Annotated in this window: 19 protein-coding genes and 1 pseudogene; 13 read left to right on the top strand and 7 right to left on the bottom strand. The window is 61.7% G+C overall.

Translation table 11 applies throughout. From position 1 onward, the window contains the following. Nucleotides 1-27 precede the first annotated feature (27 nt). Nucleotides 28-2,079 (top strand): phenylacetic acid degradation bifunctional protein PaaZ, encoded by a 2,052-nt coding sequence (gene paaZ, locus YWC_RS0111850; RefSeq protein ID WP_027865568.1) that lies wholly within the window; start codon nucleotides 28-30, stop codon nucleotides 2,077-2,079. Nucleotides 2,080-2,120: 41 nt separating this feature from the next. After that, the gene (locus tag YWC_RS0111855; protein ID WP_027865569.1) at nucleotides 2,121-2,585 is read left to right on the top strand and encodes a cupin domain-containing protein; all 465 of its coding nucleotides are present in this window, start codon (nucleotides 2,121-2,123) and stop codon (nucleotides 2,583-2,585) included. Between the two features lie 3 nt (nucleotides 2,586-2,588). Here the strand turns inward: YWC_RS0111855 and YWC_RS0111860 are convergent, their stop codons facing one another. Beyond that, entirely contained in the window at nucleotides 2,589-2,816 is a 228-nt protein-coding gene (locus YWC_RS0111860) for a hypothetical protein (RefSeq protein WP_027865570.1), read from the bottom strand. A gap of 70 nt (nucleotides 2,817-2,886) precedes the next feature. Beyond that, nucleotides 2,887-3,570: an HAD-IA family hydrolase gene (locus YWC_RS0111865; protein ID WP_027865571.1), complete on the bottom strand. Its 684-nt coding sequence runs from the start codon at nucleotides 3,568-3,570 to the stop codon at nucleotides 2,887-2,889. A 296-nt stretch (nucleotides 3,571-3,866) separates the two neighbouring features. On the opposite strand from YWC_RS0111865, the gene rsgA reads away from it, so the two are divergent. Next, entirely contained in the window at nucleotides 3,867-4,889 is a 1,023-nt protein-coding gene (rsgA, locus tag YWC_RS0111870; RefSeq protein ID WP_027865572.1) for a ribosome small subunit-dependent GTPase A, read from the top strand. A gap of 40 nt (nucleotides 4,890-4,929) precedes the next feature. Here rsgA and argH read toward each other — a convergent pair whose 3' ends face one another. Beyond that, nucleotides 4,930-6,327 carry an argininosuccinate lyase gene (gene argH / locus YWC_RS0111875; protein WP_027865573.1) on the bottom strand — a complete coding sequence of 466 codons (1,398 nt, stop codon included), beginning with the start codon at nucleotides 6,325-6,327 and terminating at the stop codon, nucleotides 4,930-4,932. Between the two features lie 120 nt (nucleotides 6,328-6,447). Between argH and YWC_RS0111880 the strand changes: the two genes are divergently transcribed. The 3 genes from YWC_RS0111880 (at nucleotide 6,448) to YWC_RS29140 (ending at nucleotide 8,927) form a co-directional block, all read left to right on the top strand. Beyond that, entirely contained in the window at nucleotides 6,448-7,044 is a 597-nt protein-coding gene (locus tag YWC_RS0111880; protein ID WP_027865574.1) for a hypothetical protein, read from the top strand. An 85-nt stretch (nucleotides 7,045-7,129) separates the two neighbouring features. After that, the gene (locus YWC_RS0111885) at nucleotides 7,130-7,567 is read left to right on the top strand and encodes a GNAT family N-acetyltransferase (RefSeq protein ID WP_027865575.1); all 438 of its coding nucleotides are present in this window, start codon (nucleotides 7,130-7,132) and stop codon (nucleotides 7,565-7,567) included. Between the two features lie 67 nt (nucleotides 7,568-7,634). Beyond that, nucleotides 7,635-8,927 (top strand): cyanophycinase, encoded by a 1,293-nt coding sequence (locus tag YWC_RS29140; RefSeq protein WP_051306407.1) that lies wholly within the window; start codon nucleotides 7,635-7,637, stop codon nucleotides 8,925-8,927. 7 nt (nucleotides 8,928-8,934) lie between these two features. Here the strand turns inward: YWC_RS29140 and YWC_RS29145 are convergent, their stop codons facing one another. Next, complete coding sequence (locus tag YWC_RS29145; protein WP_036214117.1) at nucleotides 8,935-9,978, bottom strand: alpha/beta fold hydrolase; 1,044 nt, start codon at nucleotides 9,976-9,978, stop codon at nucleotides 8,935-8,937. 116 nt (nucleotides 9,979-10,094) lie between these two features. Here YWC_RS29145 and YWC_RS0111900 point away from each other — a divergent pair, with 116 nt between their 5' ends. The 5 genes from YWC_RS0111900 to YWC_RS0111920 all read left to right on the top strand — a co-directional run bounded on the left by YWC_RS0111900 (nucleotide 10,095) and on the right by YWC_RS0111920 (nucleotide 13,846). After that, entirely contained in the window at nucleotides 10,095-10,466 is a 372-nt protein-coding gene (locus YWC_RS0111900; protein WP_307176031.1) for a peptidase M64 N-terminal domain-containing protein, read from the top strand. A gap of 603 nt (nucleotides 10,467-11,069) precedes the next feature. Next, entirely contained in the window at nucleotides 11,070-11,522 is a 453-nt protein-coding gene (locus YWC_RS32775) for a hypothetical protein (RefSeq protein WP_152570991.1), read from the top strand. Nucleotides 11,523-11,670: 148 nt separating this feature from the next. Further along, complete coding sequence (locus YWC_RS0111910) at nucleotides 11,671-11,880, top strand: hypothetical protein (protein ID WP_027865577.1); 210 nt, start codon at nucleotides 11,671-11,673, stop codon at nucleotides 11,878-11,880. 236 nt (nucleotides 11,881-12,116) lie between these two features. Next, nucleotides 12,117-13,178, top strand: coding sequence for a hypothetical protein (locus YWC_RS0111915; RefSeq protein WP_027865578.1), 1,062 nt, complete (start codon nucleotides 12,117-12,119; stop codon nucleotides 13,176-13,178). After that, complete coding sequence (locus YWC_RS0111920; protein WP_027865579.1) at nucleotides 13,175-13,846, top strand: recombinase family protein; 672 nt, start codon at nucleotides 13,175-13,177, stop codon at nucleotides 13,844-13,846. Before YWC_RS0111915 ends, YWC_RS0111920 begins: the two co-directional genes overlap by 4 nt. Nucleotides 13,847-13,952: 106 nt before the next feature. On the opposite strand, the gene YWC_RS32075 is transcribed toward YWC_RS0111920, so the two are convergent. The 3 genes from YWC_RS32075 to YWC_RS0111940 form a co-directional block, all read right to left on the bottom strand. Beyond that, a complete protein-coding gene (locus tag YWC_RS32075; RefSeq protein ID WP_081925998.1) occupies nucleotides 13,953-14,357 on the bottom strand; it encodes a response regulator in 405 nt (134 codons plus the stop codon). 63 nt (nucleotides 14,358-14,420) lie between these two features. After that, a complete protein-coding gene (locus YWC_RS0111930) occupies nucleotides 14,421-14,888 on the bottom strand; it encodes a response regulator (RefSeq protein ID WP_027865581.1) in 468 nt (155 codons plus the stop codon). Nucleotides 14,889-15,483: 595 nt separating this feature from the next. Then, nucleotides 15,484-17,196, bottom strand: a complete 1,713-nt coding sequence (locus YWC_RS0111940) for a recombinase family protein (RefSeq protein WP_027865582.1) — start codon at nucleotides 17,194-17,196, stop codon at nucleotides 15,484-15,486. A 16-nt stretch (nucleotides 17,197-17,212) separates the two neighbouring features. Here YWC_RS0111940 and YWC_RS29155 point away from each other — a divergent pair. Further along, nucleotides 17,213-18,298 (top strand): annotated as a pseudogene (locus YWC_RS29155) (M64 family metallopeptidase); the annotation flags it as partial. 140 nt (nucleotides 18,299-18,438) lie between these two features. Next, nucleotides 18,439-18,927 carry a hypothetical protein gene (locus YWC_RS0111950; protein ID WP_027865583.1) on the top strand — a complete coding sequence of 163 codons (489 nt, stop codon included), beginning with the start codon at nucleotides 18,439-18,441 and terminating at the stop codon, nucleotides 18,925-18,927. Nucleotides 18,928-19,099 lie beyond the last annotated feature (172 nt).

The following is a 19,099-nucleotide window of genomic DNA, read 5'->3' on the forward strand; positions in this document are numbered from 1 at the left end:
AAGAGATACCTGACTGGAGACAACAACATGGGCAACATCGCAACCCTGCAAAGCCTGATCGCCGGCCGCTGGCACGGTGCCGAGGCGGCTACCGCGCTGCACAGCGCGCTGAACAACGAACTGATCTATCACACCCACGCCGAGAAGATCGATTTCGACGAAGCCGTCACCTACGGCCGCAAGACCGGCATCCCCGCCCTGATGCGGCTCGACTTCCAGAAGCGCGCCCAGGTCCTGAAAGCCCTGGCCCTCTACATGATGGAGCGCAAGGAAGAACTGTACGAGATCTCGCACCTGACCGGCGCCACCCGTCCGGACAGCTGGGTCGACGTCGAAGGCGGCATCGGCACCTTGTTCGCCTACGCCAGCATGGGCTCGCGCGAGCTGCCTTCGTCGAACGTGCTGCACGAAGGCCCGGCCATCGCCCTGGGCAAGCGCGGCGGCTTCGCCGGCACCCACATCCTGGTGCCGCGCGGCGGCCTGGCAGTGCACATCAATGCCTTCAACTTCCCGATCTGGGGCATGCTGGAAAAATTCGCGCCGAGCTTCCTGGCCGCGATGCCCTGCATCGTCAAGCCGGCCACCGCCACCAGCTACCTGACCCACGCCACCGTCAAGATGATGATGGACTCCGGCCTGCTGCCGGAAGGCGCGCTGCAGCTCGTCATCGGCTCCACCGGCGACCTGCTCGACCGCCTGGGCGGTTTCGACGCCGTCACCTTCACCGGCTCGGCCGACACCGCCGCCAAGCTGAAGGCGAACCAGAACCTGATCCGCGAATCGGTCCCGTTCACCGCCGAAGCCGACTCGCTCAACTGCGCCATCCTGGCGCCGGACGTGACGCCGGACGACCCGGAATTCGACCTGTTCGTGAAGGAAGTCGCGCGCGAGATGACCGGCAAGGCCGGCCAGAAGTGCACCGCGATCCGGCGCGTCATCGTGCCCGAGCAGCACGCGGACGCCGTGGGCGCGCGCCTGCGCGAGCGCCTGGCCAGGATCACGGTCGGCAACCCGAAGGTCGAGGGCGTGCGTATGGGCGCGCTGGCCTCGATGGACCAGCACCGCGACGTCTCGGAACGCGTCGAGATGCTCGCGCGCGGCAACGAAGTGCTGTTCAGCGCCCGCGACGGTTTCAGCCCGGTCGGAGACGGTTGTGCCAACGGCGCCTTCTTCGCGCCGACCCTGCTGCTGTGCCGTAACGCATTGAATAACGACGCCGTCCACGACATCGAAGCCTTCGGCCCGGTCAGCACGATGATGACCTACCGCGACATCGACGAAGCCCTGCACCTCGCTGCGCGCGGCAAGGGCAGCCTGGTGACCACCCTGGTGACCAAGGACCCGGCGATTGCCGCCCACGCGGTGCCGGTCGCCGCCGCCTCGCACGGGCGCGTGCACATCCTCGAGCGCGAGTCGGCCGTCGATTCCACCGGCCACGGCTCGCCGCTGCCGCAACTGAAGCACGGCGGCCCGGGCCGTGCCGGCGGCGGCGAGGAGCTGGGTGGCATCCGGGCGGTGAAACACTTCCTGCAGCGCGCCGCGGTGCAGGGCTCGCCGACCATGCTGGGCGCCGTCACCGGCGAATACGTGCGCGGCGGCGCGGTCAAGGAAACCGAGATCCACCCGTTCCGCCGCTGGTTCGAAGACCTGGAAGTGGGCCACTCGCTGCTGACCCACCGCCGCACCGTGAGCGAGGCCGACATCGTCAACTTCGGTGGCGTCTCGGGCGACTATTTCTACATGCACTTCGACGAGATCGCGGCCAAGGACACCCAGTTCGGCAAGCGCATTGCCCACGGCTACTTCGTGCTGTCGGCGGCGGCGGGCCTGTTCGTGTCGCCGGCGCCGGGTCCGGTACTGGCCAACTACGGCCTGGACAACCTGCGCTTCGTCGCGCCGGTGGCGATCGGCGACACCATCCGCGCAAGGCTCACCTGCAAGCGCAAGGTCGACCGCAACCGTACCGATGAGCAGGGGCGCGGCCAGGGCGTGGTGGCCTGGGATGTGCAGGTGACGAATCAACACGACGAACTGGTGGCGAGTTACGATATCCTGACGCTGGTACAGAAACGCGGCTAGGATGCCAGGACGCTGTCCGCCGCCAACCAAGGAGACCCTGCATGTCGAGACTGGACCTGAGCAGCATTCCCGTAGTAGGCGGTACGCGCTACCCCGAACCGTTTGCCGAGCTGGTGGACGGACGCACCAGGCAGGCCTTGGGTGACGCCGGCGGCCTGACCCAGTTCGGCGTCAATCTGGTCGAGCTGCAGCCCGGCGCGGCCTCGTCACAGCGCCACTGGCACTCGCATGAGGATGAATTCGTGATGGTGGTGTCGGGCGAGCTGGTGCTGGTCACCGACGAAGGCGAGACCCTGATGCGCGCAGGCGACTGCGCGGCCTTCCCGGCAGGAAAGCCGAACGGACACCATCTCGTCAACCGCAGCTGGGGGCAGGGGGTCTTCCTGTGCGTCGGCGCGCGCGTGAAGGAAGACCAGGCGACGTATCCCGACATCGACCTGCACTACGATGGCGCCACCGACACCTATTCGCACAAGGACGGCAGCCCTTATCCGCCACGCGGCTGAGGGTCAGTTCAGCTTGCGCGCGTAGCGGCTGCGGATGTGCTGGCTCACGAAGGTCGACAGTCCGCGCCCTTCTCGCGCCAGTTCCTGCATCCTGGCAATATTCTCGGCGCCAGCGCTGCGTTCGGTATACAGATAGCGGTCACCGCCGGTGAACTGGATGGTGATCGAGTCGGTGTCGATGTCGTAGGCGACCACGCCGGATTCGCCGCTCGTGTTGCGATAGCGGTGCATGCGCACCTCCATGTTTGTCGTCGATACCTCTGATGTGGGTGTCGATCGCCTCAAGACAAGACGCCTCGCTTCAGTGACCGATCTTGCGCTGCACCTTCAGCAGCCCACTTTCTGTGCGCACGGCAACAAGGTCCATGTAGTCCGCCACCGGGGCCGAACGCGTCTCGACCGGATGCGTGTGCGTGGCGGTCACGACGATGCTGTCCATGCCCGCGCTTTCCGCAGCCATCAGGCCGATCGTCGTGTCTTCGAACACCAGGCAATCCTGCGGCGCCACGCCCAGCTTTTGCGCGCCCAGCAGGAAGGGATCGGGATTCGGCTTGCCGCGCTTGACGTCGTCGGCCGACACCAGCAATGGCGGCAGGGGCAGGCCGGCCGCCGCGATGCGCGCCGTCGCCAGGGGGCGCGAGGCCGAGGTGACGATGGCCCAGCGGTCCGTCGGCAGGCTGGCCAGGAAGCGGCCCACGCCGGCGATTTCCTCGATGTCGCCGACGTCCTCGATTTCCGCCAGCGCAATGCCCAGCGCCTCCGCCACCGGATCGACGCCGGGCAGGCCGAGGGTGCGGATGGTGTCCTCCGTACGCTTGCCGTGCACGGTCGGCACGAAAGTCACGGGGTCGAGTCCATGCCGGAGCGCCCATGCGCTCCAGACCCGCTCGGCGGACTTGATCGAGGTCAGGATGGTGCCGTCCATGTCGAACAGGAAGGCGGCGTATTCGCGCGAGGGCAGGACGGAGGGGTTGGTCGGGGTCACGGATGCATTCTCGTTGTGGAATCGGGTCGTCCAGCATAGCGCAAAAGGCCTGAAGGCTTCGCCTCCCTTGACGCCGTGGCGGCGTGCTGCCAGACTGGCCATCCATTTACCGACCCAAGGAGACGCCGCATGAACCAGCCTGATACCGTCCTCCGGTCGGCCGCCTGACCGCTTCGTCCATCTCGACGATGTCGTAAGCGCGCCAGCGCGCCGACCTTCCATTTCTTGCTTTGCCGCGCCATTGGCGCGGTTGCCCGCGCACGCCTGTTGCGCCATTAAGTGGAAAACACATCGTCATGATCGACATCGATTTCCCGACCCTGCACGGGATCGGCTTCAAGCAGCATTTCGTTTCACAGCTCGCCGCAGCATCGCCGCAGCACAAACTTGCCCGCGTCACCTCCGCCCAGCGCGACGCGCTCACGCTCGACGACGGGCGCGAGGCGTTCCCCGCGCGCAACGCACGCTTCGACGCACGCGGCCAGCCCGTGGTCGGCGACTGGGTACTGGCCACGCACAGCCTGGGCGACTGGTGGATTGACCACACCCTCGATGCCTTCACCCGGCTGTCGCGGCGCACCCCGTCGGGCAGCCAGGTGCTGGCGAGCAACGTGGATACGGCGCTGCTGCTGATGGGCCTGGACAACGACTTCAATCCGCGCCGGATGGAACGCTATATCGCGCTGGTGCGGGCCTGCGGCGTGGGGCCGGTGATGGTGCTGACCAAGCCGGACATCGGCAGCGAGGTCGCGCACAGGATCGCGCAGTTGCGCCAGCGCATTCCCGATGACGTGCCGCTGCTGCACCTGATTCCGTCGGAGCAGGATGATGCCGGCGTGCTGGCGCCCTGGCTGGGGGCAGGGCAGACCCTGGTGCTGCTCGGGTCCTCGGGGGTGGGCAAGTCCACGCTCACCAATGCCCTGAGCGGCAGCCTGCAAGCCACCGGCGGCACCCGCCACGGCGACGACCGCGGCCGCCACACCACCACGGCGCGCTCGCTGCATCGCTGTCCGGGCGGGGCCTGCATCATCGATACGCCCGGCCTGCGCGCCTGGCAGCCGGATGCGCACGAAGATGAGCTGGAGCTGTCCTTCAACGACATCGCGGCGCTGGCGGAAGGCTGCCAGTTCCGCGACTGCCGCCATGCGAGCGAGCCCGGATGCGCGGTGCGGGACGTGGTGGATGCGGATCGCCTGCAGAACTATCGCAAGCTCTTGCGCGAGGTGCGGCGGGCGGAGCAGACGGCGCTGGAGCGGATTGCCGAGCGCGGGAAGTGGAAGGTCTTGATGAAGGAAGCGAAGCAGCGCGGCCGCGAGTAATTCAGGCCAGTGGCCTGAATTACTCGCGGCCATTGGTGGATTACGCTTCCAGCTGCTTGCGCACGCGCGCGATCGCCGCCCGCACCTGGTTCGGCGCGGTGCCGCCGACGTGGTCACGCGCCGCCACCGAGCCTTCCAGGGTCAAGACGGCGAACACGTCCTGCTCGATCAGCGGCGAGAACTCGCGCAGCTTCTCCAGCGACATCTCCGACAAATCGCACTTGGCGATGTCGCAGGCGCGCACCGCATGCGCCACCGCTTCGTGGGCGTCGCGGAAGGGCAGGCCCTTCTTGACCAGGTAATCGGCCAGGTCGGTCGCGGTGGCGTAGCCCTGCAGCGCGGCCGCACGCATGTTCTCGGCCTTCACCGTGATGCCGCCTGCCATGTCGGCGAAGATGCGCAAGGTGTCGGTGACGGTGTCGATGGTGTCGAACAGCGGTTCCTTGTCTTCCTGGTTGTCCTTGTTGTAGGCCAGCGGCTGGCCTTTCATCAGGGTCAAGAGGCCGTTCAGGTGGCCGTAGACGCGGCCGGTCTTGCCGCGCGCCAGTTCCGGCACGTCCGGGTTTTTCTTTTGCGGCATGATCGACGAGCCGGTGCAGAAGCGGTCGGCGATGTCGATGAAGCCGATGCGCGGGCTCATCCACATGACCAGCTCTTCCGAGAAGCGCGACACGTGCATCATGATCAAGGAGGCCGCTGCCGTGAATTCGATCGCGAAATCGCGGTCCGACACGGCGTCCAGCGAGTTGTGGCACACGTCCTCGAAGCCCAGGGTTTTTGCCACGCGCAGGCGGTCGATCGGGAAGGTGGTGCCGGCCAGCGCGGCCGCGCCCAGCGGCAGGCGGTTCACGCGGCGGCGCGCATCCTGCATGCGTTCGGCGTCGCGGCCGAACATCTCGACGTAGGCCAGCATGTGGTGTCCGAAGGTGATCGGCTGGGCCACCTGCAGGTGGGTGAAGCCCGGCATGATGGTGTCCGCATGGCGCTCGGCCAGATCAAGCAGCGCGCCGCGCAGGCTGGCGAGCAGGCCGAGGATGTCGTCGATCGCCGCACGCACGTACAGGCGGATGTCGGTCGCCACCTGGTCGTTGCGTGAGCGGCCGGTGTGCAGGCGCTTGCCGGCGTCGCCCACCAGTTCGGTCAGGCGCTTCTCGATGTTCAGGTGCACGTCTTCCAGGTCGAGCAGCCACTCGAAGCTGCCGGCCTCGATCTCGCCCTTGATCTGGGCCATGCCGCGCTCGATCTCCGCACGGTCCTGTTCACTGATGATGCCTTGCGCGGCCAGCATCTCGGCATGGGCGAGCGAGCCCTGGATGTCGAAGGGCGCCAGGCGCTTGTCGAAGAACACGGAGGCGGTGTAGCGCTTGACGAGGTCGGAGACGGGTTCGGTGAAGCGCGCGGACCAGGCTTCGGCTTTCTTGGAGAATTGATCGGTCATGGTGGGATCCCTGTTAGGTATCCCACGATTATAAAGCCTGTGCCCCCCCCTCACCCGAGGTGGATGACAAGCGCCGCTAAATGCGCAATGATGTGCTTACTATTCCAATAAGGGGGAGACATGCATCGTTTGGCCCAACTCGGCCTGGCACTCGCGTTTGCCGCACCTGCAGCATTGGCCCAGCAGGCCGCACCCGCCGCGCCGGCCACGCCCACCGCAGTGGCCGCACCAGCCGCGCCGGCGGCGGCAAGCATGCCGGCCGCGAAAGCGGCGGACGTCGCCTCGATCGACGCCATCATCGCCGCCGTCTACGACGTGATCTCGGGCCCGGCCGGCGCCCCGCGCGACTGGGACCGCATGCGTTCGCTGTTCGCGCCCGAGGGGCGCATGGGCGCGATGGTCGCGCGTCCGGACGGCAGCTACGTCTTGCGCGCCATGAGCCCGGAGGACTACATCGCCCGCAACACCAAGGCCTTCGCCACCATGGGTTTCTTCGAGACCGAAAAGGCGCGCACCACGGAGACCTTCGGCCAGATCGCCCACGTGTTCAGCACCTACGAGGCGCGCCGCGCCAAGGATGAGACCAAGCCGTTCATGCGCGGGATCAACAGCATCCAGCTGATCCACGACGGCAAGCGCTGGTACGTGCTGAACCTGATCTGGCAGGCCGAGGACGCCAAGCTGCAGCTGCCTGAGCGCTACCTGCGCAACGGCTGAGCTGCCCGGGAGCGCCGTCCAATTGAAACTTATGCATCAAGAGAACGGCGCTAGAATTGGTTTTTAAGCCATATTCAAAGCTTCCATGATTACCAACGATTCGAGCTTCCAGGTCAGTACCGACCAGACGCGGCTGGACATTCCCATGATCTACCGCTTCCTGAGCGAGCAATCCACCTGGGCAGTCGGCATTTCGCGTCCGGTGGTCGAGCGTGCCATCGAGAATTCGCTGTGTTTCGGCGGCTATCTCGACGGGCGCCAGATCGCTTTTGCACGCGTGATCACCGATTTCGCCACCTTCGCCAACCTGGTGGACGTGTTCGTGGTGCCCGAGTACCGCGGCCGCGGCTACGGCAAGCAGCTGATCGGGGCGGTACTACGCCACCCCAGCCTGCAGAAACTGCGCCGCTTCACGCTCAACACGAGCGACTCGCACAGCCTGTACGAGCGCTTCGGTTTCACCGCGCCCCAGCGTCCCGAGACGATCATGGAGCGATACTTTCCGAACATATATTTGTCCTGAGCAGACTCAACACGGCGACTCCCTTCTGGAATCAGGCTTACGATTAGTCTGAATCGGGAGGATTCGCATGCTTGGCGCCGTCGTCCGTGCTCTGCTGGTGTTTGCCTTGCTGGGAAGCCAGCCGCTTGCCGCGGCCGACGCCGGGCAGCCGAAGGAGCCGAAGGGTTCGCTCGTCATCATCGGTGGGGCACTGCGTGCCGACAATGCCGCCGTGTGGGAACGCATGGTCCAGCTGGCGGGCGGCAAGGGCGCCCGCATCGCCGTTTTCGCCTCGGCCTCGGCCAGCCCCGAAAAAGCCGGCAAGTTCCTGGTCGAGCGCTTCAACCACTATGGCGCCAGGGCCTTCTTCGTGCCGGTGGCCGTGCGCCTGTCCGGCATCGACTACCAGGCGGCCGCCGAGGATCCGGCGCTGGCGAGCGCCGTACGCGCGGCCGGCGGCGCCTATTTCGCCGGCGGCGACCAGGGCCGCATCACGCGTGCGCTGCGCCGCGAGGACGGCGGCAATACCCGCATGCTCGACGCCCTGTGGGACATGTACCGGCGCGGCGGCATGATCGCCGGCTCCAGCGCCGGCGCCGCCATCATGAGCAGCACCATGTTCGGTCGCCCCAAGACGGTGCTGGCCACGCTCAAGCTCGGCATCGACGAAGGCAAGGAGATCGCGCCCGGCCTCGGCTTCATCGGCGACGACGTCTTCATCGACCAGCACCTCCTGGTGCGCGGCCGTTTCGCGCGCATGGTGCCGGCCATGCTCAAGAAGGGCTACAAGCTGGGCCTGGGCATCGACGAGAATACCGCCATGGTGGTGGGCCCGGCCCGCGACGTCGAGGTGATCGGCTACCGCGGCGCGCTGCTGGTCGACCTGTCGAAGGCGGTGCCGCAGGACGGGCCGAAGGGAGGACCACTGAGCGTCAGCAACGTGCGCCTGAGCTACCTGGACAACGGCGACCGCTTCAACCTGCTCAGCCAGACCTTCACGCCCGCGCCCGACAAGCTGGACAACCGGATCGATCCGGCCCGGCCCTATTACCGCGAACCGCTGTTCTCGGCCGACATCCTCGGCAACAGCACGGTGGTCGACCTGATGACCAAGCTGATCGACAGCGACCAGCTTGACGCCATCGGCCTCTCTCTCGACAGCCCGAACGGCATCCAGCCCGACCTCGGCTTCGAGTTCAAGCTCACCCGCACGGGTGACAGCGTGGGCTACCAGTCCTCGTTCACCGAGCAGTACTCGGTCTACAACATACGGCTCGACATCCGGCCGATCGTGGTGCAGCGGCCGCTGTACCAGTACCGGCAGCTCGAGACCGTGGCGGACGGCGGTTCCGGCGCCAGCCGGGCCGATGCCGCCCGGTGAGGCAGGATCATTCGCAGCGGCCGCCCAGCTGGCTTGCCAGCATGCGCGCCTGGGCATCGATCAGGGGAATGTTCGGATCGTGTCCGGCACGCGGAACGATCGCCAGCTGCTTGCGCGGGGCCGAGATCCGGTCGAAGTAGCGTTGCGCGATCTCTTTTGTTCCCAGCAGGTCCTGGTCGCCATGCACCATGTAGACCGGCATCTTGAAGCTGGCCGCCTGGCGCTCCATGTCCACCAGCGAGGCGATGCCGTCGCCCTTCATGCCGATGAACTGGATGTATGAATAGTCCTCGGCCGCCTCGTAGTCGGCACGCGCCTTCGGGGTACTGCGCGCGGCCTTCCATTCCAGCCAGGCGGCGGGCGTCGGATCGGACACCATGGCTTCGTACTTGCGGATCGCACGGCGCAGGATGCCGAAGTTGCGCGGGTTGGTCCACGGCGGCGTGCCGAGCGCCTCGATCTTCTCGACGGTCGCCACGTCCCCCGCCGCACGGGCGCGCGCCAGGATGGCGTCGCGCGAAACACGCATGCTCTCGGTATTGTTGACGACCTGCGCCACCGGCATCCAGGCGCAGTACAGCTCCGGGCTGCTGGCCGCCATGTGCCCGCCCAGGATCGAGCCCCAGGAGCTGCCCAGCAGGACCAGCTTGCGCTTGCCAAGGCGTGCGAGCAGGTGCCGCGACAGTTCGATGCCGTCGTCGCGCATTCGCTCCAGGCGCAGGGGCGTGTCTTCGCCGGGCGCGTTGCGCGACCAGGTCAGCCCGGCGGCGCGCTGGTCCCAGTGGATGACGACATAATCCCTGGTCCAGGATGCGTACGGACCGTTCTCGTAGACCGAGAGCGGATTGCCCGGGCCGCCATGCACCAGCAGGAGCGCCGGCTTGGCGCAGTCGGCGCCGTCGATCGAGATCCACTGCTCGATGCCGCCGATCTTCACGTAGCCGCTGTCGTGGATTGCCTGGCCCGGCTTGCAGGCGGCGGGCGGGGCCGCGTGCGCCAGTGGCGATGCCAGGGCCAGCGCGGTAAGTAGGCTGCGTTTGAACAGGTGCATGTCGTCTCCTATGTATCCAGACGATTCTAGTTCGCGGGCCTGATGGGTACAACTGTCATTTCCGACAGTGCCGCGGCCGTTTTACAATGCAGCTTCCGCACCGAATGGGGATCACCATGTTCCGTCTGCCACTCCGATTCTTCGCTGCCGCGCTGGCGCTGGTCACCGGCATTGCCTGCGCAGCCCAGCCGGCCACTGTCCGCGTCGACTATACCCACAGCGGCAATGCCTTGTCCGACCAGTATGCCCTCGAGCGCGTCGTCATCGAACCGCTGCCCTGGCCCGGCAACATGGCGCGCAACTTCGACGAGACCAACCGCGGCCAGAACCGGGTCGAGGTGGTCGACGCGAAGACCGGCGACCTGCTGTACTCGCGCGGCTTCTCGACCGTCTTCGGCGAGTGGCGCACGACGGAAGAAGCCAACAAGATCAGCCGCAGCTTCCAGGAATCGGTGCGCTTATGTGCGAAAGAGACTATGGTAGTTTGACTCTTGTTGCGTCAGGCGTCCACAGGGTAGCCCGGAATGTGGCCCTTCGGTCAAGCCCCCGGATTGCTAAGCAGCGAACCCCGCTCATTCTTCTTTTCACGCACGAAAATTCGCTCCGAAACGCCACGAATTCGTATTCCGTCTCATAGACAAATCCCCTGCGTATTTACGGTATTAGCCGATCCTACTTTTTTGTAACAGTGGTTGACAGGCGTGGCTAGCTATGGCAAAAACTTGACAGATGAGGACACGTAGTATACAATTTCACCTGTAGAGCCTGAATCCGCAATTCCCCCGCTCCACCCTTCCAGTTTCAATCCCCAATTGAATCAAACTAATTATCCTATCAGCACAGGAGCTATATCTATGGACGAAACAAATGTAACAGACGTACTACCGCCATCCTTCGGCGGTCGATTGAGAACCGAAGCCTACTACACGAAAACCTCAAATGTGATCCGCATTTTGAGGGGACGTAGCAGCTTGCGCATTATTTCCCAGCATCTTAATTCGCAGGGATTCACTACCCCAACGGGACTACCATTCACGCGTGACCGTTTGGCCCGTTATATCAAATCGAACAAAATCTAAAGGAAAACGAATATGGCAACGAAAGCAGCAGTAACAATTGAAGAATCTACACCACTGGCAGAAATCGCACGACGCCCCGACTCGATTACCCTGCTGGGTCATGCGCATGAGGTTCTAGAAGAGATGACGATTCACGCACGCAACGGCTACCACTTGTATCCCGGTGTGCATCCAACGTATTACGAGCGCTCCGGCATGATGTCGATCCTGCTCCAGCTTGGGAATCCTCTTCCGCTCGCCTCACAACGAGCCGCCGAAAGCGTCGCCAACGAACAGCGCAAGGAGGCAGCCGAGTTCGACCGCCGCGTGAAAGATGAAGCTGCACGACTCCACGCAGCACAGATTCAAGCTGACCAAGAGGCACGTATTGCAGCAGCCGAAGCAGTCGCCAATGCAGCCGTCGAGAAAATCAAAGCTGACGTAGCCGCCGAACGCGCTCGCATCGAAGCAGCAGCCCAGCAGTAACCATCTCCCCCGCCTTCCCGGCTGGGAAGCGCATCAGGCCATTCTGGCCCCTGTAGCACAACAACCTAAACCGCAGACGTAGCCCCAGTGTGGGCCATCGCTATTCGTACGTCTGCCGTTTGTACACGATTAATGAAAAGGAAACTAAATGCGCATGACCATTACGCCAACCAATGTCCCCGGCACCAGCCGCCAACGCGTTGTCTATGACGACGGAACCGAACTGCACCGTCAATACGTCTACCTTGAGCCGCACCAGTGGGATAACTTGAAAAAGCTCGCCTCTCTGCAAGGCGTTTCCGGTTCGCTTGTTATTGGCCGGTTGATCGACCTCGCAACGAAATTCAAGACGCGATAAACGACGGATTAGAACATTTGCAGAATTGCCCGGTTATTCGACCTCTTCCCATAGGAGGAAATGAGGTTGTGCCGGGTTCAAATCCCGAGCTAATTCTCTCTCAGTAATAAAGAGTGAAGTAGAAACAAGAAACAATAACTAATAAATAGAAGGAATAACAAAGTTAGTCAATGTTACTCCTTTCTCCCTATCCCTCCCCCTTACAGGGAGGGTAGAAGTAACGATGAAAGAATCAGATGCCACGTAAGAAATACAGTAACGACATCCTAGCTGGTAACAATAACGGTGGACTTCACTCACGCCGTAAGCTGAACACCGTACAACAGTTCTTCAACACTCATGATTTGAAGACTGCAATCTTGTACCAGTTCATCCTGTCCGGGGCAGACAGGGCCGAGTACCAAGCCACTCTGAAAGCCTTGATGCGTCATATCCGCACCAAATGCCGAGCAGAGTACATCGGAGCCTATGAGGTAGGCGAAGAGAAAGGCGGAAGCCATGCTCACGCATTTGTCATTGTTGAGACAGCAGAGCACTTCCCCTCAGACCTACTAGATGTTCGGGAAGGCGGGTTCATTGCTCGACGCATCAAGCGTAAGGCCAAGAAGGCCAAGGAAGCCGGATTAGACAAGAGCCTGAGCATACGCATCGAGCCACCGAAGAATCCGATGCATGGTGGAGCCATGTTCGCCAAGATGAACACTCCCGCCAAGCTGGCTGATTGCATCAAGTGGGCTACGTACTTCCTCAAGGTACGCTCTAAGGAAGACGTACCGGGCCGGGAGACTTACTTCGGCTCCGAGTTCCTGAGCAACATTGCCAAGCGAGAGGCCAAGCGACAGAAGTACAGGGACGCCCTAACGAAATCCTCTCTTCCTCCTGCTGTCCCACCAGCAGAGGAAACAGTAATCACACAAACAGAAACGAAGGAACAGAATGAAGAAGGAATTGCAACGTCATATGAGGCCGGTAGGATCGCAGCCGGTGGAAGCACCGAAGCCAGCACCGAAGGCACCAGCAGCACAGCCATGGTGGGCACCGGATGCGAAAGCACCGAAGCCAGCGCCAGTAGCAGCAGTAGCACGAAAGCCGAAGATCAATGGCGACGCGGTATTGGCCGAGCTGACACGGCTGACGAAGAAGTCAACCTAGCAGACCTGATAGGCCGGTCCCCCTTCCGGTCCATCGGTCCCCGAGGGAAGGGGATCAAGTTCAATGCTCTTGTTAACCCAGCAGTGGGGGTATATAATTGCCTTACCGACGTTAGACAATTTTATACCACGAGGCCAACAATATGAAAATCGTAACTTACCTGCGTGTCTCGACTACTCGTCAGGGTGACAGTGGCCTTGGACTGGAAGCGCAGCGTAAGGCGGTGCAGGACTACGCTACAGGGCGTAACGCCACCATCGTGAAAGAGTTCGTAGAAGTAGAGTCGGGCAAGAATAACAATCGCCCCCAGCTTGCCGCAGCCCTGCATCTGGCGAAAGTTACCGGCTCCGTTTTGGTCATCGCTAAACTTGACCGTCTGAGCCGTAATGCGGCCTTCCTGCTGGCCCTGCGTGACTCCGGCGTGAAGTTCATTGCAGCCGACATGCCCGACGCCAACGAACTGACCGTTGGCATCATGGCGCTTGTGGCCGAACAGGAACGTCACGCCATCTCCGAGCGCACTACGGTAGCCCTGAAAGCTGCCAAGGCTCGCGGCCAGAAGCTGGGCAACCCGAACGGAGCCGAAGCCCTCCGCCGTGCTGCCAAGGGCAACGATGCAGCCGTAAGTACGATCAAAGCGAAGGCCGAAGCATTTGCAGCCGACCTCAAGCCGATCATTCAGGACATTACTGCTGCTGGCATCGTGTCCCTCGGTGGGATTGCTAAGGAACTGACTGCCCGTCGCATCTCGACCGCTCGCGGTGGCCCTTGGACGAAAGCCAACGTAAGCAACCTGCTGGCCCGTCTGTCGTAATACGAAAAAAAACCCGGTGGGGAGTACCGGGCAAAGCCGAACGAGAGAGTCTTGGCAAACAGCCCTTACAGTGTAGCTCGGCTGTAATCCGAGACGCGCACTGTAGTTATACAGCTTCCTCAAGCAAGTGGCGGTATGGTGCTAGGGCGTCACATAGCAAGTCTGCAAACCGCTCTGGTTCGAATGCCTTCACCACGTACCCGGAAGCACCCAGTAGCTCGGCCCGTTTGCGGTGGGCCTCGTCGTAAAAGGACGAGACAACGAGCACCGGCGTTGATGCGAACTGGGGTTGGAATCGAAGTTGCTTCAACAGATCGAAGCCTTCGGCAACATGGGTGTGAAGGTTCAGGAGTACAATTGCTATATCTCGGTCTTCTACAAGACTGAGAAGGGCTTGCGTGCCGTCGCCCACGTACACCACTGGGTTTTTAATGCCACAGTGATGCAATGCATTGAACGTCAGTTCAGCATCTTCGGCAGTACCATCAACCAGTAGCACTCTCTTAAACATGCAGAGATGATAACACGTCGGCTTAACGCCTAATGCTAATGTAAATGCAGTGGGATTCTCACGCTACTGGTTGCTCAGTTGTCTTTCGGCATCTAGGAGGGCTTTATTGAAAGCTCTATACGCATCATGCAAGGCTCCGTCCTCTTCAAGGCCGGGAATAGAATGTAACGGCGCAAGGATCGCTCCCAAGCTGACAGGTTTTAGCAGGTAGTAGGCAAAGCCTGCGTCCTTCGATTCCTGCACAACGTTAGTCTCCGAATACCCCGTAAAGGCAACGAATACGGTATGTTCTAACTCAGGCATAGATCGTAGCATCCGGCACAGGTCAAACCCGTGCATGTCTCCAAGCATGAGCGAGCTATAAACCGCATGGGGTGGCCTTGCCCTAGCTGCTGCCATCGCTTCGGCTCCCGTCTTGACGGCTTCTGCGATGAAGCCCATCCGTTCAAGCAAGCTAGTGAAGAGTTCGCATACATCTTCGTTCCGCTCCACCAAAAGGACGCGTAGCTGTGCGGGAGGCATAGTGTCCATACTCAACTAGTTGCTCCGTTAGAGCACAGCACTATCATCTGTTCGGCATACCGAACGTAGGCTGTAGCCTCACCAAGCGACAACGTGCCAGCGATGAATGCCGTTTGCGTAATCAACCCGTCCGTACTAGGCTTGCCGACCACATGGTTAAACACCATTGCAAGAGTGCGACGAGCAAGAAGCTGCTCAACCGTGTCGGTTGGTGCTTCCGGGGTAGGCCAGTATTTGCGCATTAAGATGTTTAGATGACGACGTGTGCCACATTTTACTCTTCAATGCGCAGCTACAGCCAATGGCTAGGTGCAATCCTGCAACAATGCGGTAGACTGAATTATAGGCCCATGGCGGCCTCGATGGCTCATCTGACCACCTCGGGTCCAACTCATCAATAAAACACCCTATGGAGGCTCCTGATGGCCTTCCTGAGCGTTTTATGGTGCTGGATGGCCCTCGATATTCGCCATCAGAGGATCATCCTTGACAGACGCCGCTACAAGTAGTTAAACAAAGCGTTCGCCCTCGCTTGATATTAATTCCTGGGACTGTTGGCCCATCGTTCGACAGGCCATGTCCCGGAAAAATCCTTTTTCAAATTTCAGGCCGGTACTTTCTTCGGTCCTAGCTTCTCCGACAGCCACGCCATCCCCTTAGCCGTCTCGGAGCCGTCTGCATCCTGCTCCTTCAACGTCTCCCTCTGGTCGGCGGATAACGGTACAGGAATGATGTCATCACCCCTGACGATGAATTGCAGGAAGGGACGCTCGACAGTCCGGGTGACGAACTCCGGCTCCTGATCGTCTGGGATCGGAAGCACTACAGTGCTCACTTGTGTTGGCCGAGTAGCGGTGTACACAGCTTCATCGCCGCCCCGGATACGCACTTTGATATTGAGCCGACAGAGCAGGGCATTGGCCCGCTGACGGTCATCACGCTCTGTTAGTGGAAGATTCGCCAACAGCCAATCCCTATCGCTCTGTGCGACGGTCTGAGCGGTATGCTTGGCTTCCAGTTCTTCCCGCTCCGCCTTCAGTCGCTTGAGATTCTTGTTTGCGATGGCAACCAGTTCGTACAGGAAGTCTTCTGCATCAGGCTCCGTTAGCTTCTTCATGTGTCGAGCGCGTGTAGTCTCTTCGGCATGAATCGAGGCATCTACCAGCGCCATCTGGTCCGTAATCTCTGCCGCGTCGGTCTGGATGAGGCCCAAACCTCCGACAGCTACCAGAAGCCGCTTGTACACCAGTTCGCTCTTGTCGGCTCGGACATTCAGAGATTCGCACAGTCCCCTACGCTTGTTAGCGCATGAAAGGTACTTGTAGCGGTAGGGCGGTGCGCCCTTCGTCACAAGATTCATGGATGACCCGCATACAGAGCAAGACGCAATTTGCTGCCACACTTGGAAGTTAGGCGTCTGCCGGGTGTAGTCGCCTTTACTACGCTTCGCCATTGCAGCGTGCGCAAGCTCCCATGTAGCAGGCTTGATAATCTGAGGGAAGTAGCCTTCGATCACGCCGCCGCCGTCTTTCGGCTCCCATTGTCCCAGAACGCACTTATTCTCAAGTACGTCCCTCACGCTCGACGGTCCCCAGCTATCGGCCCGTTGAGTCTCCCGCTTATCAGCATTGAGACGCCGTGCCGTAGCTACGAAGCCATGCCCCGCTATGCAGTCATCAAAGATGCGCTTGATGGTTTCAGTGTGTACCGGGTTAGGCTCATACTCCTTCTTCCCATCCTTCTCCACCAGATCAAGCCAGAAGGCTACCTGCTTTCCAACAGGCTTCTTCTCCTTCCTTGCTTTCTCAAACGCTGCTTGCCAGTTGTCTTTGCTACGCTTGGACTTGGTTTCCGATTCCTCGTTAGCTCTCTCCATCACGATGATGGACATAATCAGGTCTGAGCCTTTAGTCTTACCGGCGAAGTACACCTTCTCACCGTCCATTAAGGTCACGATGTTGACCCCGGCGTTCAAGATGCCTAGGAAGCGTTCTAGCGCTCTCTCGACGCTATCACGGCCCAACCTGTCCAAGCTTTCAACAACAAGGTAGGAACCCTTCGGAATCTTCTCATCCTCTACCAGATCGAGGAACCGCCTTAGCTGCCCCTTTGGCCCTACGTGGTCGCCGGTGTACCCTGATTTGCCTTCATCCAAAAACCTGTCGTCAGAAGGGATGACGCCGTGTTTAGCGCACCATTCCTCATACGCTTCTTGCTGTCGCAGTCGGCTCCGGCCTTTCTTCTGCATAGTGCGGGAGAACCTAACGTAGCTATAGGCGGTAGCGCCGGGAGTGATTTTCGTATCGGATGAGTTCATAGTCTCATTATGACACGAGTCGGTACGCTTCCCCAAGCCGGACCGCCCGGTGCATGTGCGCATCCTCAAGCGTGACGAGCGCAACGGGTTCTCGGTGGCCTGGAGCGTCGAGGTGGACGCCGACGCGCAGGAGGTCGTCAAGAAGCAGCCGGACCTGGCCGCCAAGCCGATTCCGGTGCACGTGAGCGGTCCGTCCGCCGACAAGGTCGACCTCCTGATCATGGGTGACGGCTACACTGCCGCGGAACTGAAGAAGTTCGAGGCGGACGCACGGCGCCTGACCCAGTACCTGTTCTCGGTCTCGCCCTTCAAGGAGCGCGCCAGGGACTTCAACGTCTGGGCGCTGGTGCTGCCCACGAGCGAATCCGGCATCAGCCGTCCATCCACGGGCGTGCATCATGCGTCGCCGCTGGGCACCCGCTACGACATCTTCGGCAGCGAGCGCTACGTGCTCACCCTGGACAACCGCGCGCTGCGCGACATCGCCCAGCACGCGCCCTACGAGTTCATCGAAATCCTGGTCAACAACGAGACCTATGGCGGCGGCGGCATCTTCGGCCAGTTCAGCACCGCGGCGGCCGGCAACGGCTGGGCCAACTACCTGTTCGTGCACGAATTCGGCCACCACTTCGCCGGCCTGGCCGATGAGTACTACACCTCGCCGGTCGCCTACGCGGCCGCCAGCACGCGCATGGAACCCTGGGAGCCGAACGTCACCGCGCTGCGCGACCCGGCCAACATCAAGTGGAAGCGCCACGTGAAGGCCGGCACGCCGCTGCCGACGCCCTGGCCCAAGGCTGAATACGAGGAAGCCTCGCGCGCCTACCAGAAGAAGCGTGCGGCCCTGCGCGCGGCGAACCGGCCGGAGAGCGAGATGAATGCGCTGTTCATGGAGGACCTGAAGGCGACCAACGCGCTGTTTGCGGGCAAGCTGCATCGCCACGACGTGGGCGCCTTCGAGGGCGCGAATTACGAAGCCACAGGCTATTACCGGCCGGCCATGCAGTGCCTGATGTTCGACCGCAGCGAAGCCTTCTGCCCGGTGTGCCAGGACGGGATTAGCGACATCATCGACCTGTATGCGGGGAAAACTCGACAGTAAAGATTGCTTACAAAATGTCAAGGGTCTAAGTGGGCTGGCTAACAGACCCGGCGAGTGGTGAGTCCGTATTCTGGACTCGTCGTCACAACAATTATTTGCGCAAGCTGCACTGCGCGACCACTCACCGGAAAGGAATCACCATGAACAAACTGATCGCCACCCTCATCGCCGGCCTGTTCGCCACCGCCGCCCACGCCCAGACCGCCACCACCCCGGCCGCCAACAGCGCCGTGGTGAAGGCCGAAGCCAAGGCCGAGAAGGACATCGTCAAGGCGGAAGCCAAGGAAGTGAAGACCGCGGCCAAGGCCGACGAGAAAGTGAACAAGGCAGTCGCCAAGGCCAGCGAGAAGAAAGCCGAAGCCCACGCCGACGCCGTGAAGGCGCACGCCAACGCTGTCGAGAAGGTGGCGAAGGCCGATCCGGAAGACCGCGCCAAGGCGGTTGCCAAGGCCGAAGAGAAGATCGCCGACGCCAACCTGAAGGCCGACAAGAAGATGATCAAGGCGGACGAGAAGCTGCTCAAGACCCAGGTCGATGCGGCTGCCGACAAGGCCACTGCCGCGGCCAAGACCGAGCAGGCGCGCGCCGAAGCAACCGCGGACGTGCACAAGGCGGCTGCCAAGCATTAAGCCAGGCTGCTCTCATAAAAGCGCCGGTTCTTTTGAGCCGGCGTTTTTGTTGTGCGCTCAGCATGAGCGCACTCTTGTGGGTGAAAGTCCCGCCGTGAGCTGACCACAGTGAGCGAAGTGAAGCACAACTGCGTGAGGGTGACCGAGCGTGGGGAGGAAGTGTGGATCGAAA

Origin of the sequence: Massilia alkalitolerans DSM 17462 (assembly GCF_000427785.1) — a bacterium.
Taxonomy (GTDB): domain Bacteria; phylum Pseudomonadota; class Gammaproteobacteria; order Burkholderiales; family Burkholderiaceae_D; genus Telluria; species Telluria alkalitolerans.

Bases quoted from the DNA above. Each gene is read 5' to 3' on its own strand.
- argH (WP_027865573.1), bottom strand. From the start codon at position 6,327: ATGACCGATCAATTCTCCAAGAAAGCCGAAGCCTGGTCCGCGCGCTTC.
- YWC_RS32775 (WP_152570991.1), top strand. From the start codon at position 11,070: ATGGCAACGAAAGCAGCAGTAACAATTGAAGAATCTACACCACTGGCA.
- paaZ (WP_027865568.1), top strand. From the start codon at position 28: ATGGGCAACATCGCAACCCTGCAAAGCCTGATCGCCGGCCGCTGGCAC.
- YWC_RS0111860 (WP_027865570.1), bottom strand. From the start codon at position 2,816: ATGCACCGCTATCGCAACACGAGCGGCGAATCCGGCGTGGTCGCCTAC.
- YWC_RS0111930 (WP_027865581.1), bottom strand. From the start codon at position 14,888: ATGGACACTATGCCTCCCGCACAGCTACGCGTCCTTTTGGTGGAGCGG.
- YWC_RS0111910 (WP_027865577.1), top strand. From the start codon at position 11,671: ATGCGCATGACCATTACGCCAACCAATGTCCCCGGCACCAGCCGCCAA.
- YWC_RS0111900 (WP_307176031.1), top strand. From the start codon at position 10,095: ATGTTCCGTCTGCCACTCCGATTCTTCGCTGCCGCGCTGGCGCTGGTC.
- YWC_RS0111920 (WP_027865579.1), top strand. From the start codon at position 13,175: ATGAAAATCGTAACTTACCTGCGTGTCTCGACTACTCGTCAGGGTGAC.
- YWC_RS32075 (WP_081925998.1), bottom strand. From the start codon at position 14,357: ATGTTTAAGAGAGTGCTACTGGTTGATGGTACTGCCGAAGATGCTGAA.
- YWC_RS0111880 (WP_027865574.1), top strand. From the start codon at position 6,448: ATGCATCGTTTGGCCCAACTCGGCCTGGCACTCGCGTTTGCCGCACCT.
- YWC_RS29140 (WP_051306407.1), top strand. From the start codon at position 7,635: ATGCTTGGCGCCGTCGTCCGTGCTCTGCTGGTGTTTGCCTTGCTGGGA.
- YWC_RS0111950 (WP_027865583.1), top strand. From the start codon at position 18,439: ATGAACAAACTGATCGCCACCCTCATCGCCGGCCTGTTCGCCACCGCC.
- rsgA (WP_027865572.1), top strand. From the start codon at position 3,867: ATGATCGACATCGATTTCCCGACCCTGCACGGGATCGGCTTCAAGCAG.
- YWC_RS0111855 (WP_027865569.1), top strand. From the start codon at position 2,121: ATGTCGAGACTGGACCTGAGCAGCATTCCCGTAGTAGGCGGTACGCGC.
- YWC_RS0111915 (WP_027865578.1), top strand. From the start codon at position 12,117: ATGCCACGTAAGAAATACAGTAACGACATCCTAGCTGGTAACAATAAC.
- YWC_RS29145 (WP_036214117.1), bottom strand. From the start codon at position 9,978: ATGCACCTGTTCAAACGCAGCCTACTTACCGCGCTGGCCCTGGCATCG.
- YWC_RS0111940 (WP_027865582.1), bottom strand. From the start codon at position 17,196: ATGAACTCATCCGATACGAAAATCACTCCCGGCGCTACCGCCTATAGC.
- YWC_RS0111885 (WP_027865575.1), top strand. From the start codon at position 7,130: ATGATTACCAACGATTCGAGCTTCCAGGTCAGTACCGACCAGACGCGG.